General features: G+C 35.4%; 11 protein-coding genes. 1 reads left to right on the forward strand and 10 read right to left on the reverse strand.

Annotated features, from left to right (window positions below):
* Positions 1–4 precede the first annotated feature (4 nt).
* The 7 genes from MKY37_RS04125 to MKY37_RS04155 form a co-directional block, all read right to left on the reverse strand.
* Positions 5–847 (reverse strand): ABC transporter permease, encoded by an 843-nt coding sequence (locus tag MKY37_RS04125; RefSeq protein WP_340774065.1) that lies wholly within the window; start codon positions 845–847, stop codon positions 5–7.
* A 1-nt stretch (position 848) separates the two neighbouring features.
* Entirely contained in the window at positions 849–1,778 is a 930-nt protein-coding gene (locus tag MKY37_RS04130) for an ABC transporter ATP-binding protein (RefSeq protein WP_340774068.1), read from the reverse strand.
* Positions 1,778–4,183 carry a hypothetical protein gene (locus MKY37_RS04135; RefSeq protein WP_340774071.1) on the reverse strand — a complete coding sequence of 802 codons (2,406 nt, stop codon included), beginning with the start codon at positions 4,181–4,183 and terminating at the stop codon, positions 1,778–1,780. The genes MKY37_RS04130 and MKY37_RS04135 overlap by 1 nt, the downstream gene beginning before the upstream one ends.
* A 58-nt stretch (positions 4,184–4,241) precedes the next feature.
* Positions 4,242–5,117 carry a LysR family transcriptional regulator gene (locus tag MKY37_RS04140; RefSeq protein ID WP_340774073.1) on the reverse strand — a complete coding sequence of 292 codons (876 nt, stop codon included), beginning with the start codon at positions 5,115–5,117 and terminating at the stop codon, positions 4,242–4,244.
* An 833-nt stretch (positions 5,118–5,950) separates the two neighbouring features.
* Positions 5,951–6,391: a cyclic-di-AMP-binding protein CbpB gene (gene cbpB / locus MKY37_RS04145; RefSeq protein ID WP_340774076.1), complete on the reverse strand. Its 441-nt coding sequence runs from the start codon at positions 6,389–6,391 to the stop codon at positions 5,951–5,953.
* Between the two features lie 104 nt (positions 6,392–6,495).
* Positions 6,496–7,263 (reverse strand): 2,4-dienoyl-CoA reductase, encoded by a 768-nt coding sequence (gene fadH, locus MKY37_RS04150; RefSeq protein WP_340774079.1) that lies wholly within the window; start codon positions 7,261–7,263, stop codon positions 6,496–6,498.
* 294 nt (positions 7,264–7,557) lie between these two features.
* Positions 7,558–9,597 carry an EAL domain-containing protein gene (locus MKY37_RS04155; protein WP_340774082.1) on the reverse strand — a complete coding sequence of 680 codons (2,040 nt, stop codon included), beginning with the start codon at positions 9,595–9,597 and terminating at the stop codon, positions 7,558–7,560.
* 192 nt (positions 9,598–9,789) lie between these two features.
* Between MKY37_RS04155 and MKY37_RS04160 the strand changes: the two genes are divergently transcribed.
* Entirely contained in the window at positions 9,790–10,254 is a 465-nt protein-coding gene (locus MKY37_RS04160) for a YkyB family protein (RefSeq protein WP_340774083.1), read from the forward strand.
* A gap of 636 nt (positions 10,255–10,890) precedes the next feature.
* On the opposite strand, the gene MKY37_RS04165 is transcribed toward MKY37_RS04160, so the two are convergent.
* The 3 genes from MKY37_RS04165 to MKY37_RS04175 form a co-directional block, all read right to left on the reverse strand.
* Positions 10,891–11,847: a bile acid:sodium symporter family protein gene (locus tag MKY37_RS04165; RefSeq protein ID WP_340774085.1), complete on the reverse strand. Its 957-nt coding sequence runs from the start codon at positions 11,845–11,847 to the stop codon at positions 10,891–10,893.
* Between the two features lie 240 nt (positions 11,848–12,087).
* Positions 12,088–12,993, reverse strand: a complete 906-nt coding sequence (locus MKY37_RS04170; RefSeq protein WP_340774087.1) for a chemotaxis protein — start codon at positions 12,991–12,993, stop codon at positions 12,088–12,090.
* Between the two features lie 68 nt (positions 12,994–13,061).
* Positions 13,062–13,931, reverse strand: coding sequence for an NAD(P)-dependent oxidoreductase (locus MKY37_RS04175; protein ID WP_340774089.1), 870 nt, complete (start codon positions 13,929–13,931; stop codon positions 13,062–13,064).
* Between the last annotated feature and the right edge of the window lie 137 nt (positions 13,932–14,068).

Here is a 14,068-nt window from a genome sequence, read left to right on the forward strand (position 1 = left end):
CTCCTCATTTTGTCCGCTTCATATTTACCCGCAGTTTTTTCACAGATATAAAAATAGTAAATGCTGTAATACAAATATAAAAGATAGCATAGCCTGCCCAAATTGGGAAATCGACTTTAGTTGTATCTGTTATAAAAGTATCTGACCCTGGTGATACAAGCGTCAGAACTAACACAACCGGGTTAATACTCGCAAAGAAATGACCTACTGGTGAAGATGCTAAAGAACCTGATACCATAGTATTCATACCTGTAATAACTAAGTAGATAAACCCGGTTACCGCACTTAAAAAGATCATAGTCCCGTATGTCGCTATCATAGAAACAATTGTTTTACGAATGATGGTCGAGTACATAATTCCAATGCTTCCAATAGCTAGCATCGTTAAAAAGAAAAATAAGAAAATAATGCCTAATTGACCTGGTGATACCCCGCCGAATAAGAAAACCATGCTATAAATAGGCAATCCTGCTATTAATAACAATAGTAAAAACGCAATGGAGGATGTTAATTTGCCAATAATAATTTGAAATGATGACTGAGCTGTCGTTAATAATATATTCAATGTTTGTTTTTCTCGTTCTGAGCTAATAGCACCTGCTGTTAAGCCTGGAGTGATGAAAAGTATTAGCCCAAGTTGAATATAGGTGAGCATCGTAAACATAAAAAAGCTTTCCTCTGGTCGGAAATAACCAGTCCCTGAAAATTGAGTAGTTAGCATGATAAACCCAAAGACAAAAATACACATAGCAATTAAATAAAATAGAATTCCTATGAAACTTTTTGGGGAACGAAAGCGCAACTTTATTTCTTTTACCAATACTGGATTAGAAAACACCTGCTTCATATTATTTCGCTCCTTTCGTGATTTCCATAAAGACGTCCTCTAAATCTGTTTCTGTCTCGGAGAAGGAAATAATTTTGAACGAATGATCCATCGCTTTTTTAAGTAAATTGATTTGATCATCCTCAGTCCCTCGATAATGGAAGGAAACTGAATTTTTCTCTGTGTGTAATTCTACTGAAGATACAAAAGGATCCTCCTCAAAAAAGGTCGCAACATTTTCTAATAATCCTTTTACCTTCACTGTAATATGTCTTTCTCCTGCAAGCTGTGCTTGAATATCTGCAACTGAGCCATGTGCAATAAGTCTTCCTCCATCAATCACACCTATTTCATCACACATTTCAGCTAACTCAGGTAATATATGTGAGGAAATGAGAATCGTTTTCCCCATTCCTTTTAGCTGTTTTAAAATATCTCTCATCTCTACACGAGCCCGTGGATCAAGTCCTGAAGCCGGTTCATCCAATATAAGAATCTTTGGATCATGTATTAATGAACGAGCCAAGCATAATCGCTGTTTCATTCCTCGTGAAAGTAAATCGACATATTCATAACGTTTATGAGTCAGGTTAACAAGTTCGAGCAATTGAGGAATTAATACCTTTCTTTCCGCTTCGGGAATTCCGTAACTTGCCCCATAAAAATCTAAATACTCATTCGCTTTTAATTGATCATACACTCCAAAAAAATCTGGCATATAACCAATTTGTTTACGTACCTCACTTGCATCTGTCCTTACACTTTTTCCATTTACAATGGCATCACCGGAGGTCGGCTGAAGCAATGTAGCTAGTATTGAAAAGGTTGTAGACTTACCTGCTCCATTCGCCCCAACGAAACCAAATACCGTGCCTTCTTGTAATGTTAAATTTAGATCATTTAATGCATAAAACGAGCCGTACTTTTTAGTTAACCCTTTAATCTCTATCATTACTTCACTTCCCCCTTCATACGCACTTCTGGAAGTCGTGTATATGGATCACCTTGTACTGATTTTTTGATTAATTTGTAATGTATTATTCCTGTTTCATTGATATACGTATCAATATTTTCAGTTAATGTAAAACGGCTTTCAGTAATTTCTTCAAAAGATTCTGTTTTTAAGTTCCAAATCTCAATTGCATGGGAATTACGATCTGTATTCGCAATTTGTAGCTGTGTCCAATTGACCTTGTCTAAAGGTAGTGTTTCTGGTACTGCCCAAAACACATTATATTCCCCTTCATCTAAATACCACTCAAGGTTACTATTTTGAACAGGTTCCATATATTTGCCGTATTGGTCGGTATTCACATTGACTGTGAACATATTAGCTGGAAGAGTAAACTCTCCAGAGAAAATAGTAGTAGCTGTGAAAGGCTGAATAACTAAATGTAAAGCAGAAAGCTCGACTTTTTTGTCCTTCAATTCTATCGGAAGAATATTGTCCTCTGCAAAGCCAGTAATAGCTGGAGTCGAATTAGTGTTTTTAAAAATAATGCTAGATGAATATAGGGATTGTTTACGTTGGGTCATTAAATCGATTTGGTTGTTCGCAAATGCTCCGTAATTTGTATTAACATATGGGTTCGAAGTTGGCATAAGCATAACTGTACCAAGTTCTTTATCAACCTCTAGCTTTTCTCCAGCGGCTAAATCACCTAATTTATACAGTTTACTACCTGACCAAATAGCGACATCTTTTAAGCCAAAAGGAAAATTATTTTGAATTGTCCCAAGAATTTTACTAGAATCGACTCTTAAATCTACCTCGAAATTACCTACATCCTGGACTTGTGTCTCCCCAAACAATGAAGATACAGACCAATATCCAACATCACGGAATGTTAGCTCACTATTCGTTGCATGTTTTTCCATAATTGCATTTTCATACACATTAGCAGATTGTCCCGTAAGAGAGTTTGTACCTCTCTTTGCAACCATCGTAGTGGTAATTGGGGCCTCAAAAGTGAAGTCTCCGCTTTTATTACTTAAAATTGATTCTGCAAAATATCCATTCAGGCTCTTATCCTCATTTACTTGAAGGAACGAGGATTGCTGTATTTGAGGTCTTGCAATTCGATCCTTTGCACCGTAGCCAAAAATCGCTAGAGATGCAATTATCGCAGTAAGAGGAATGATACCCCAGGCGTACTCTCGTTTATCTTTTCTTTTCAATATAATATATAACAATGGAACTATAATGATCATATAAACAATGACAATTCCAATCATTAATGGCGTAGATACTTTAAAGGAACTAAATAACGAATTCGTTTCACCTAAACTATAAACAAGCTCGTCTTTTCGATTATTATAACCATTCATACTATGTGTATTTTTCACTTGTACTGCCTGCAATATTGTTGACATTAGATCACTATATACAGGATCATTTGCCAGAGGTGCATCTCCTAGAGAAAAAGTAGTTTGAATAATCGTTCCGCTACCAATTTGTTTCTTACCAGCTATTATTGTCCCATCCAGTTGTATTAACGGTGAAGCTCCACTAGATAAAGATGCATCATATATCTTTAAATCATTTGTTAATAGGTTGTTCGCTGTTAATGCGCTTGCTTGCTGAGCAGTTATACTTTGAGTTGATGTATGTAAATTTAATGGTAAATAGCTGCTTAGATTCCCAAGCTCTGCTTCTAAATTATCAGAAGCACCAACTACAATTATTCCACCAGTAGAGACATAATCGATAAGCGCTTGCTGTTGCTGTTCAGTTAAATCAGCAATCACGAACTCATCTATAATAATGTAATCTGCCATTTCCCAAGCAACTGCCTCTTCTGGTAATGCAAAGTTACTCTGTTGTGCTACATGTATAATTTCATCGTTCACTTGATTTGGTTGCTTAAGCTGACCCAGAGCCTTTAAGCGATCCGCACTTTCCGTTAATGTTAAATAGTAGATGGTTGCTGGATCTTGAAAGTTTGTTCTGAACGTTTTATTTCCTTTGAAGTCGATGGACTTACCTTTTTCCCATCCTCCTTCGAAAAAGTGAATCATTTGAACATTAGTTCCTTGATACATATAATCTTCCGCTAACCCACTTGCTGCAATTTGTATGGTCTTTGTTTCACCTGCTCCAATCTCGAACGGAATAGACTGAGCATTCCCTAAATTATAGGACTCAGCTAGATCGAGGACGATGTCACCTGAAAATGCATCTCCTTTGTTTTCCACTGTTAGTGAAATTGGCAAGCCTTCACCATATTTTGCTTTTCCATTAAATCCAGTTGTCACTTTTACATTTAGTTCAGGCGCTGCTAATGCTTCTATTGATGGCGATAATATAAAATAAATCATAAATGCTGAAATAACCATCAAAAACTTTTTTATATGCATCTTTTTCCCCCCTTTGTCTTTATATGTATTAGTACGATAATGGCGTAGTTAGGTTCCTTCATTGAAAGTTTTTTGCATGTTTTTTGACAATTTCGACAAACGCATCAACCTGAGGTAGATTGAATGCCGCATCATAGCCGATAAGCCATGTATCTCTCGTCAATTCAAATTGTTCTTCATTATTCGTTAAGGGTATTTTGTTCACTTCCTCATGTCCTGTTAATGTAATAGAAGGTAAAATCGCATAACCAATACCATTTAACGCCATTTGCTTACATGTTTCAATCTGATCTACAATAATTTGCCTTTTAGGATTAATCGCAAAATGTTTCTGCCACCATTGTTGAATTTCCTGATAGTAGTTAGAATCACTTTTGAATTGGATAAAAGGCTTTTCCGTCGTCAACACTTCATCAATGGACGTCATCTCCTTGTCCACCAAATATAAAGTATCTCTAAATAAATGAATTTTGTTTCCCTTCCAATCAGATTGGCCACGCACTATGCCAATTTGAGCCTCTCCATCATAAATCGATTTCACAATTTCCGAGCTCCATCCAGTCAACAGGGAAATTTTCGCCTCTGGATAAGTTTGCACGAAGTCTTTTAAAACTTTTGGTAACCAGTTTTGACCTACAATTGAAGCACAAGCAATTTTCAAAGTCCCATGTACTTTCGAAGATAATGATTGAATCGTTTCAAATACTTCTTCCCTTTGCTGAAGTATCTGAATAGCGAACTCAATGACTAGCTCACCTTCTGGGGTTGCAGTTAAGCCTTTTTGTGATCTCAAAAACAGCTTCGCATTCCATTCTTTTTCAATTGTTTGAAGTCTTAGAGATAATGCTGGCTGAGATAGAAACAATCTTTCTGCTGCTTTTCGCATATTTTGTTCCTCGGCTAGTGTTCTAATAATTAGAAAATCTGTTACCATTGGCTTTCCTCTTTTCGGATGGGATTGTAGTGGCATTCATACGCATTCTAAAAGGATATGCACATAAATGATTGTATAAGGAAAACCGAGCAAGACGCCCGTATCTTTTAGGTCAATACCTGTTTCTATCGTTTTCGAAGAGCTTTAAACAGCCTTTTACTATATGATTCCCGAGTGAATTTTTAGAGATGCTGGTTGGTTGTGACGTACGTCACAACCAACCAGCACCCCTTTTTTTCGGTAATCTTATAGCATTTGTCTGTCCGTCGCCCTTCTAAGACTCTTAGAAACAGGTAAGTGCGTTTTTGGTTAACTAGAGAAAAGCTACTTTCCTATTCATTGTGGAAGCTCTCGAAGATGCAATTTCGTTCGCTATTAGCTTCTTTATGGGACAAACACTTACTACCTCTCTTTATTTCCACTAGTATAAAAGAAAATCTGTTGTCTTCCACTATCATTGGATAATCGCATTTCTAATTCAAAAGCAATTACAAATAACTTTATCACTTTCTTAAATTTGACCAATTTTATTATCTAAGTGATAAGCTATGCTAAATCTTAAAGTGGAGTACTACACACTAGTTGATTGAAGTGAAAGGTGGCGACTCCAGCGGGAACAGCGAGAAAGTCGAGACCCCGCAGGGAGCCTAGCGAACGAGGAGGCTCGGCCTCGCCCGCGGAAAGCGTCCAGCTGAAACGGAAATCACAGTATTATTCATTTTTAAAGTCTTATGAATCCAGTGTTCACGGCACATCTTTTTATACTTTCTTTACTTTTGAAAAAAAGAAGGCCATCTGAGATTGGCCTTCCATGCTTAAAAAAATTTAGGATTCTATTGTGCTTGATAAAGGTACTTTTTCATTTGTTTTAAAATGACTCTTCTTGTTAAAATCCCTAAAAAGGTTTGCTCGTCGTCTACTACACATATATATGGATTATTTACTAATAAATCTAATCCTTTTTGAAATTTTTCATCCACATGAATGACAGCTATGTCTTTTTTCATAATATCATCTACTTTTAAATCTGGTAAACGTTCATATTCAATATGTTCTAATCCTAAAATTTCGTCTGTGATTTGTTGAGAGCTTATTAACCCTTGAAGTCTATATTTTACATCTAATACTGGAATAGAAGAATACCCAGTTTTTGTGAGTACAAGTAAAGCATGCTCCGCGTTATTTCCTAATTGTACATGTGCAACCTTCTCTGCAGAAATAATGTACTCCAAAATTGGAATTTGTAAAAAATCTTTGCTGCTCACAGTTATCATTGCATCCTACTCCTTTGTTTGCTTTCATCATAAGAAAACACCCTATGTAACTATCATAGCATATTAAAGGAATAAAAAAACCATGTAATCGCTTACTTATATTTTTAGAAAGGATTAGGATTCAACCATTGTCCACCATCTAACGTTACAATCTCACCATTCATATATGAAGCTTTGTCGGATAATATGAATGTTGCGAGTTCTGCAATTTCCTCTGGTTTTCCAAGGCGTCCAAGTGGGACAGATTGAAGAGTTCGTTTTGCAGCTTCTTCTGATTCCCACAGCTTTCCTGCTCCCCCAGTACGTTCAATAGGACCTGGTGCTATTCCGTTTACACGAATTCCATATTTGCTACCCCATTCAACTGCTAAAGTTCTTGTTAACGACATCACACCAGCTTTTGCGGCAGCTGAATGGACTACCCCGGCTCCCGCTCCCCATGCGTATGTGGCAAGCATATTTAAAATAGACCCCTTACTTCCTTTGCTAATCCAATAGTTTCCAACCGCACTTGAACAATAAAAAGAACCATTCAAAACGATGTCAATTACTGCTTTCCACCCATTAGGAGAAAGTTTTTCTGCTTCTACTATAAAATTACCCGCAGCATTATTAACTAAACCATCAATATGACCGTATGTTTTGTCTGTAAATTGAATCATTGCCTCAACATGCTCAGGATTGCGAACATCCATTTGAAAGAACGATATAGTATTACCATATGCTTCGATTTCCTTTTTAGCTCTCTCTAGCCTTTCTAAATCACGCCCGGTTATGACTACGTTTGCACCTTCTGAGACAAACTTCATCGCCATGTATTTTCCCATCCCGTTTGAACCACCAGTAACTATTATTGTCTTCTGTTTCAACAATATAAACACCCCTTTTAAATTGAATGAACATTCACTCAATATTTTATCATATATGAACAATAAAAACCGAAAATTCTAAGTGCAGTATAAGAAAACTTTAAGGTCATCAAAACCTGTTTCTATCGTTTCCAAGGTGCTTTGGAAAGACTTCTCGCTATACTATTACCGCTAATTTTTTTTAGATATTGTTCGTGACCTACGTCACGAACTAAAATCAACAGTGTCAATCGCTCTTCAAGACAAAAAATTTATATTTTCATTCATTTAAAAAAGCCGTAAATTCTAAAAAAGAATTTACGGTTTTACATGCTGCATATAAGACTCATTGATATGTTCAATTGGAATGGGTTTACTAAACAAATAGCCTTGAGCTTTTTGGCAATTAGCAGATTTAAGTATTTCTACTTGACGATCCTTTTCGACTCCTTCAGCAATAACTTCCATACCTAAGCTGTGAGCAAGTTGGATAATCGTTGTAGCAATAGCTGCATTTTTATCATCTAATTCCATATCTTTAATAAATGATTGATCTATTTTAATAATATCGATAGGATACTTCTTTAAATAGCTTAGAGAAGAATAACCAGTACCGAAATCATCAATCGAAATAAAAACTCCTATATCCTTCAATTCTTTTAGAGTAGTAAAAGTGTCCTGCATATCAGTCATAGCACTCTCCGTGATTTCCACTTCTAGTGAGCTTGGACTGATATTATACTTTTGAATTTTTTCGTGTATCTTCATAGCAAAATTGTCTTGTATAAATTGTTTTGGGGATATATTTACAGCTATTCTAACTGGTCGATACCCTTTTTCTTGCCAATACTTTAGCTGTATACAAACCTCTTCTAATACCCAATCTCCTATTTGCATAATCATTCCAGACTCTTCAGCAATTGGTATAAAGTTCATAGGTGATACATATCCAAATTTCCTATTATTCCATCGAAGTAACGCTTCAAATGAATTTATTTCACCCGTTACTAGATTCACTTGCGGCTGATAATGAATAGAAAACTCTTCTTTCTCAATCGCTCTTCGTAAATGTGATTCCATTAAGGCATCATTTGGAAAGGCTAAATTCATTTGTTCTTGATAATAGCGATAATGAGCTCTTCCTCTATCCTTAGCTATATATAATGCTTGGTCCGCTTTTATAAGTAGCTCATCCATCTTTTTTCCGTCGTATGGATACATAGAGATACCTATCGAAGCTGTAACGAAATATTCTTGATGATCTAAATATAGTGGCTTAGAAAGTTCTATTAATATATTTTCTGCAAACTCACTAGTTTCATCTCTAGATTTGTCTGTAATTATAAAAACAAATTCATCCCCACTTTGACGGTATAAATTACTTGATTTATCTATGTACAACCCAAGTCGATCTGCAATTTTTTTCAGGAGCTCGTCACCGTAATTGTAGCCAAGTGATTCATTTATCATTTTAAATCGATCTAAATCAATTCGTACTACCGATAATTCACTACCCGGTTCCGCATTCACTAAAGTATCCCGTAAATGCTCCTTTAGAGCACGTCTATTCCATAAACCTGTGAGATGATCATGATAAGCAAGATAATACAATTGTTCTTGTTCATCTGATATGGTTGCTGTTTCTCGAAGAACCAAATAGAAACCACTTACATTATTATTTGTTTCCATCGGTATTGCTTTTATATACATAGGTAAATAATGCCCTTTAACATGCCTTATTAAGCAATTTTGTATTTCTGTAGCATAGCCAGTTAATGTTTGCTTCATCATCAATTGAAAATTTCTCATCGAATTTTCTTCAATCAGCTGTTCAATTGATTGGCCAACTAAAATTTTTGGGTCATAGTCTAAAATTTTGGATGTTATAGCGTTTAGGTCGAGGATATTTCCATTCTCACAAACCAAAATAATGGGATCCAAATTATTATTAAAAAGGGAAAGATACTTTTCTTTATATCCCTTTAATATACTTTTTTCATTCTCATCCTTCGTCCTATCGTACATAGTCACACCGTAAATCGTTTCTATCCCATCTTCTATCAATATAATAGTAACATCATATGTATACTGTTTTTTTTGAATAGTAAAAGGAATATTTTGATGGATTCCACACTTTTCATCGCTAACAATTAGTGTTTGTAGTTGGTTCGACACTGCTTCTAGAGAGCTTTGTTCAAATGGTTGAAAAATAGAAATAGCAGCATCATTTACATAAATAACAGAAAATCCATTTTGTTCATCTCTTTTCAACATATATGTTGGGATTGAGGGATTTTCCTTGACGACATTTAATAAATAATCACTGATAGCTAATTTTTTATTTGATGAATTATGCATATAGTCCTCCAATGATTACGTAAAAGTACTTGTTATATAAATAACTTTACTTCATTTTATCGGTTTATTCACTATATTCTTTAGAAATGTTATCCAAATATATTTATTTTCAATATTTTTTTGATTTGTGTACACAATTTAAGGTGGAATTGGTATGATATACTTATGGAGCAGCTTTCGAAGGGGGATTATATGTCAGTTATTTTAGATGAAAAAAACATAGCAACAGCAATCTATACAGTAAACCGTCATGCGAAAACAGCAATAGATAACAAACCACTTTACGAATTAAAAAAGTTAACAATTGATAAACTATTAGCTGAAAACAAAGCCAAAAAAGTTGGTCTTCATTTCGTTCGAAACCCAAAACATAGTCAACAACAATCCTCTGTCTTGATCCAGTATGCCGACTATTATTTTCATATGATTCCGGTAAAAGAAGATTTTAAAATCCTCCCTCATCTTGGACACTTAGACGATTCCTATCGAAACCCAATTCGAAAGATGAATTTAAAGATGGCTAAGCAGTTACTTACTGAATATATTGGTCCTCAGCTTATTGTGAAAAAGTCCCCAAAACAACCTGTTGTTTGTACTAAGTCTTACATGAGAGAGCAACGAAAAAAGCGTACGATGAAATCCTATTTAGATAGGTAAGTAATTTTGAATTATTTTATGTTGAGTTCTGAGTAAGCAAAATATAAAAAAGGCTAGCAGGAAGAGATTAATCTTCCTGCTAGTTTTTTAAAAAGAAAAGAAAGTAAATAAAAATGTCCCATGAACACTGGGCTCTTAGGACTTTCTTGAAGGAATAGTAATGTTGATCTTCGTTTCAGGTGGAGACAAAGGAACGATGGCTAAGAACGCCACCTCGCGATCGCAACGCCTTCGTGACCAACATCCGTGGACTCCGCAGGGTGAGGAACCATCACCGACGCTTCGCGTTCGCCTGAGGTTAAACTTTAGATAGTGAAAATCATCTGTAATAGCAGTCGAATTAGAAATACTATTATCCAATAATAGAAGGAGAAAGTAGATTTTCTTTTATTTTAGTGGAAATAAAAAAAAGTAATAAGTGATTGACCCATAAAGAAGCGAAATAGCGAACGAAATTGCATCTTCGTGGCCCACACGATGTGGGTCAGGCAGTCGTTGTGAAATGTTTTTTTATTTTGCGACGAGCTTTGCGCAGGAGCACCACGATGTCGCGTAATTAGACTGTCCTTATCTGAATATTTAATTGAAAATGCTGGACATTTATTTTTTCTATCCTTATTAAAAGTATACTTGAATTCAAATTTCCAATTGGTCATCATTCTTTAACTGTTTTTTTTGAATCACTTTACTAAATAATGAAGCAAGTACTTGCTGGAATAACATACCAAAGACTACAGGCATAGCAACTTTCGCAGGGAAGTAAGTAGTAGCTACAATAACACCGACAGCAATATTTCTCATGCCACCAATGAAAACAAACGTAGTTAGAATACTTGTATCCTTCCAGATAAATCTACCTAGTAGCATAGCAAAAGTATAGCCAGAGATAGATAGAATGAGTACAAAGAAAATTACACCAAATAATTCCCAGTTAATATCTTTTAGAAAGGGTGCTACAGCACTGCTGTTAATCATTATCACTCCAAAAAGACTTAATTTTGAAAACGGTGCTAAATATTTCCCTAAAGTGTTTTGGATAGAACCTTTGGACAGTTCATTAAGTGCAATCCCTACAATGGAAGGCAGTACTATCATCCATACTAAATCTATGATTATAGATGTTGTATCAATAGCAATACTTTCACCAACAATTATATGCAATAAATAAGGCATAATTATTGGAGATAATAATGTATCAATTAAGACGATAGATAAACTAAGTGGAATATGTCCTTTACACATATTAACCCAAATGACACTGGTAACCCCAGTTGGGACAGCAACAGAAAGAACGTATCCAATCGTTAACAAATGATCATCAAAAACAATTATAGATAAAAAATAAGCCCAGATAGGCATCAAAATATGTAAAAATGCGATACTAAATAAAATTGTTTTGTGATATTTGGTAAACACCTTGATATCGCTAAGCTTCATACTCAGACTACTGGAAAAAGTCATGAATGCAAATAACCATGGAACTAGGAATAATAGACACCCTCCCACATCTTCCAGAAATACACCTAGAACTAAACTTAAAGGAGTTAAAACAGCCATCCATTTTTGGATAAAGAAATTGAACTTTTGTAGCAAGGTACTTCCTTCCTTCTAACATGATACGTGCTCGTTAAACATTCAGTTTTTGTATAAAAGGGTTCCTTTTATAGTCAAAGACGGACTGATTTATTAATTGCCAGTCAATAACGCCGCAAGACCACCGAAAAAAGGAGAGCGCGATGCTTGTCGCGACCCTCCATATATATGCTAAGGTAATGGTACAATTCAGTGTTACATACAACTATTATTCCGTTTAAAATTTCATACTAGCCACGCTTATAATATAAACTTATCTATTTTTAAAACTAGTTCTGCTATTTCTGGTTTACTAATTTGGTCCTCTGCGCCGACTTGATCTCCTTTATGACGAAGATCATCCGTAATCAAACTAGAGAATATAAGCACAGGTAGCTTCGATAAATTATTATGCTCTTTTATCTTTTTAGTTAGCGCATGTCCATCCATTTGAGGCATTTCAATATCTGTTACAACAATTTGGACATGCTCTGAAATGTCACTAGTTACTATTGTTAATTGTTCTAAATAGTTAATAGCATCTAATCCGTTCTCAAAAAACTCTAAGTTTGCGTAACCTGCTTCCGTCAAAGTGTCATGTAACAGTTTACGTAGTAAGGGTGAATCCTCTGCTATTACAATTTTTTTGTCCGAACGCTCACGTTTTCCAAGCTTTTTCACAGACTCCACATTAATACCTGATTCTGGGTTAATATCAACAATAATTTTCTCGAAATCTACTAATAGAATCATTTCTTCCTGTCTTTTAATAACCCCAATAACATGTGAAGAGCTGCCTTGGTAAATATCAGATGGTTTTTCAATTTGATCCCATGAGATCCGATGAATTTGGGTGACGTTATCCACATGGAATACGACCCGTTGTTTGTTGAACTCCGCTACGATAAACTTTTCTTGATCACTTTTGTTTTGAATAGGAATCCCCAATACTCTATTCATGCTTACTACAGGTAGAACCTCTCCGCGAAGTTGAACAATGCCCTCAACATGTGGATGTGCATGTGGAATAAATGTAATTCCAATAGGTTGAATTATTTCTTTAACCTTGATCACATTTATACCAAATTTGTTTTGTCCAACTTGAAATTCCACAATTTCTAATTCGTTTGTGCCACTTTCAAGTAATATTCCTTTATGGTCGTTCATGATGAGTCGCCTACCTTCATAAGATGTGTTACATTTATTATAACATGCACTAGTAAATAATTACTATATTATAAATAGCTATTAATCAGGGCTTGTGTACCATTTTCTGCGTAACCTTCATTTATTAAGTCCTCATACAATGATTTTGCAAGTGTTAAACCAGGTAATTGAAGATCCATCTTATCTGCCTCTTCCAAAGCAATCCTCATGTCTTTCACAAAATGCTTTATATAAAAGCCTGGTTCATTATTTCCTGCTATCATTCTAGGTGCCAAATTGCTAAGTGACCATGAACCTGCTGCACCTGTTGAAATGGAACGCAAAACCTGATCTAAATCCAAGCCAGCCTTCCTTCCATAAGCCATTGCCTCACAAACACCAATCATGCCTGTAGCGATAGTTATTTGGTTACACATTTTAGTATGCTGACCTGCACCAGCAGTCCCTTGGTATAAAATCGTTTCCCCAAAGAGATTTAATATTGGAAGAGCTTGGTCAAATGTCGACTTTTCTCCTCCGCACATAATAGAAAGCTTCCCAAACTGTGCCCCAATATCTCCTCCAGAAACAGGAGCATCTAGTGACTGCATCCCTTTCTCTTTTGCTTTTTCATCAATTTTCTTTGCCAATGTTGGTGTAGACGTTGTCATATCTATGACCGTTAAATTGGTATTGTCTATTTGAAAAATACCATTATCCCCAAAATACACTTCTTCTACATCACGAGGATAACCGACCATTGTGAACAAAATTTCTACCTGTTTTGCAACTTCGCTAGGAGATGAGACCATTTTTGCTCCTTCTTTTAAAAGCTCATCTGCCTTCTCTTTCGTTCTAGTATAAATTGTTACTTCATGATTAGCATTTAATAGATGCTTCACCAAGCTTTTCCCCATCACACCTGTACCGATAAATCCAACCTTAAATTGTTTTGACATAGATAACCCTCCTTTTTTTTTGAATACATTTAGTGTACCAAAAAAAGAGGACCATCCATATAACTTTTGGATGGTCCTTAAAAAGGGGGAAATGAGAATGTTGCTGTGTTCTTTATTATTATGCCCCGCTCAGACAT

It is taken from the genome of Psychrobacillus sp. FSL K6-2836 (assembly GCF_038003085.1).
Classification (GTDB): Bacteria; Bacillota; Bacilli; order Bacillales_A; family Planococcaceae; genus Psychrobacillus.

Bases quoted from the DNA above. Each gene is read 5' to 3' on its own strand.
- MKY37_RS04125 (WP_340774065.1), bottom strand. From the start codon at position 847: ATGAAGCAGGTGTTTTCTAATCCAGTATTGGTAAAAGAAATAAAGTTG.
- MKY37_RS04130 (WP_340774068.1), bottom strand. From the start codon at position 1,778: ATGATAGAGATTAAAGGGTTAACTAAAAAGTACGGCTCGTTTTATGCA.
- MKY37_RS04135 (WP_340774071.1), bottom strand. From the start codon at position 4,183: ATGCATATAAAAAAGTTTTTGATGGTTATTTCAGCATTTATGATTTAT.
- MKY37_RS04140 (WP_340774073.1), bottom strand. From the start codon at position 5,117: ATGGTAACAGATTTTCTAATTATTAGAACACTAGCCGAGGAACAAAAT.
- cbpB (WP_340774076.1), bottom strand. From the start codon at position 6,391: ATGATAACTGTGAGCAGCAAAGATTTTTTACAAATTCCAATTTTGGAG.
- MKY37_RS04155 (WP_340774082.1), bottom strand. From the start codon at position 9,597: ATGCATAATTCATCAAATAAAAAATTAGCTATCAGTGATTATTTATTA.
- MKY37_RS04160 (WP_340774083.1), top strand. From the start codon at position 9,790: ATGTCAGTTATTTTAGATGAAAAAAACATAGCAACAGCAATCTATACA.
- MKY37_RS04170 (WP_340774087.1), bottom strand. From the start codon at position 12,993: ATGAACGACCATAAAGGAATATTACTTGAAAGTGGCACAAACGAATTA.
- MKY37_RS04175 (WP_340774089.1), bottom strand. From the start codon at position 13,931: ATGTCAAAACAATTTAAGGTTGGATTTATCGGTACAGGTGTGATGGGG.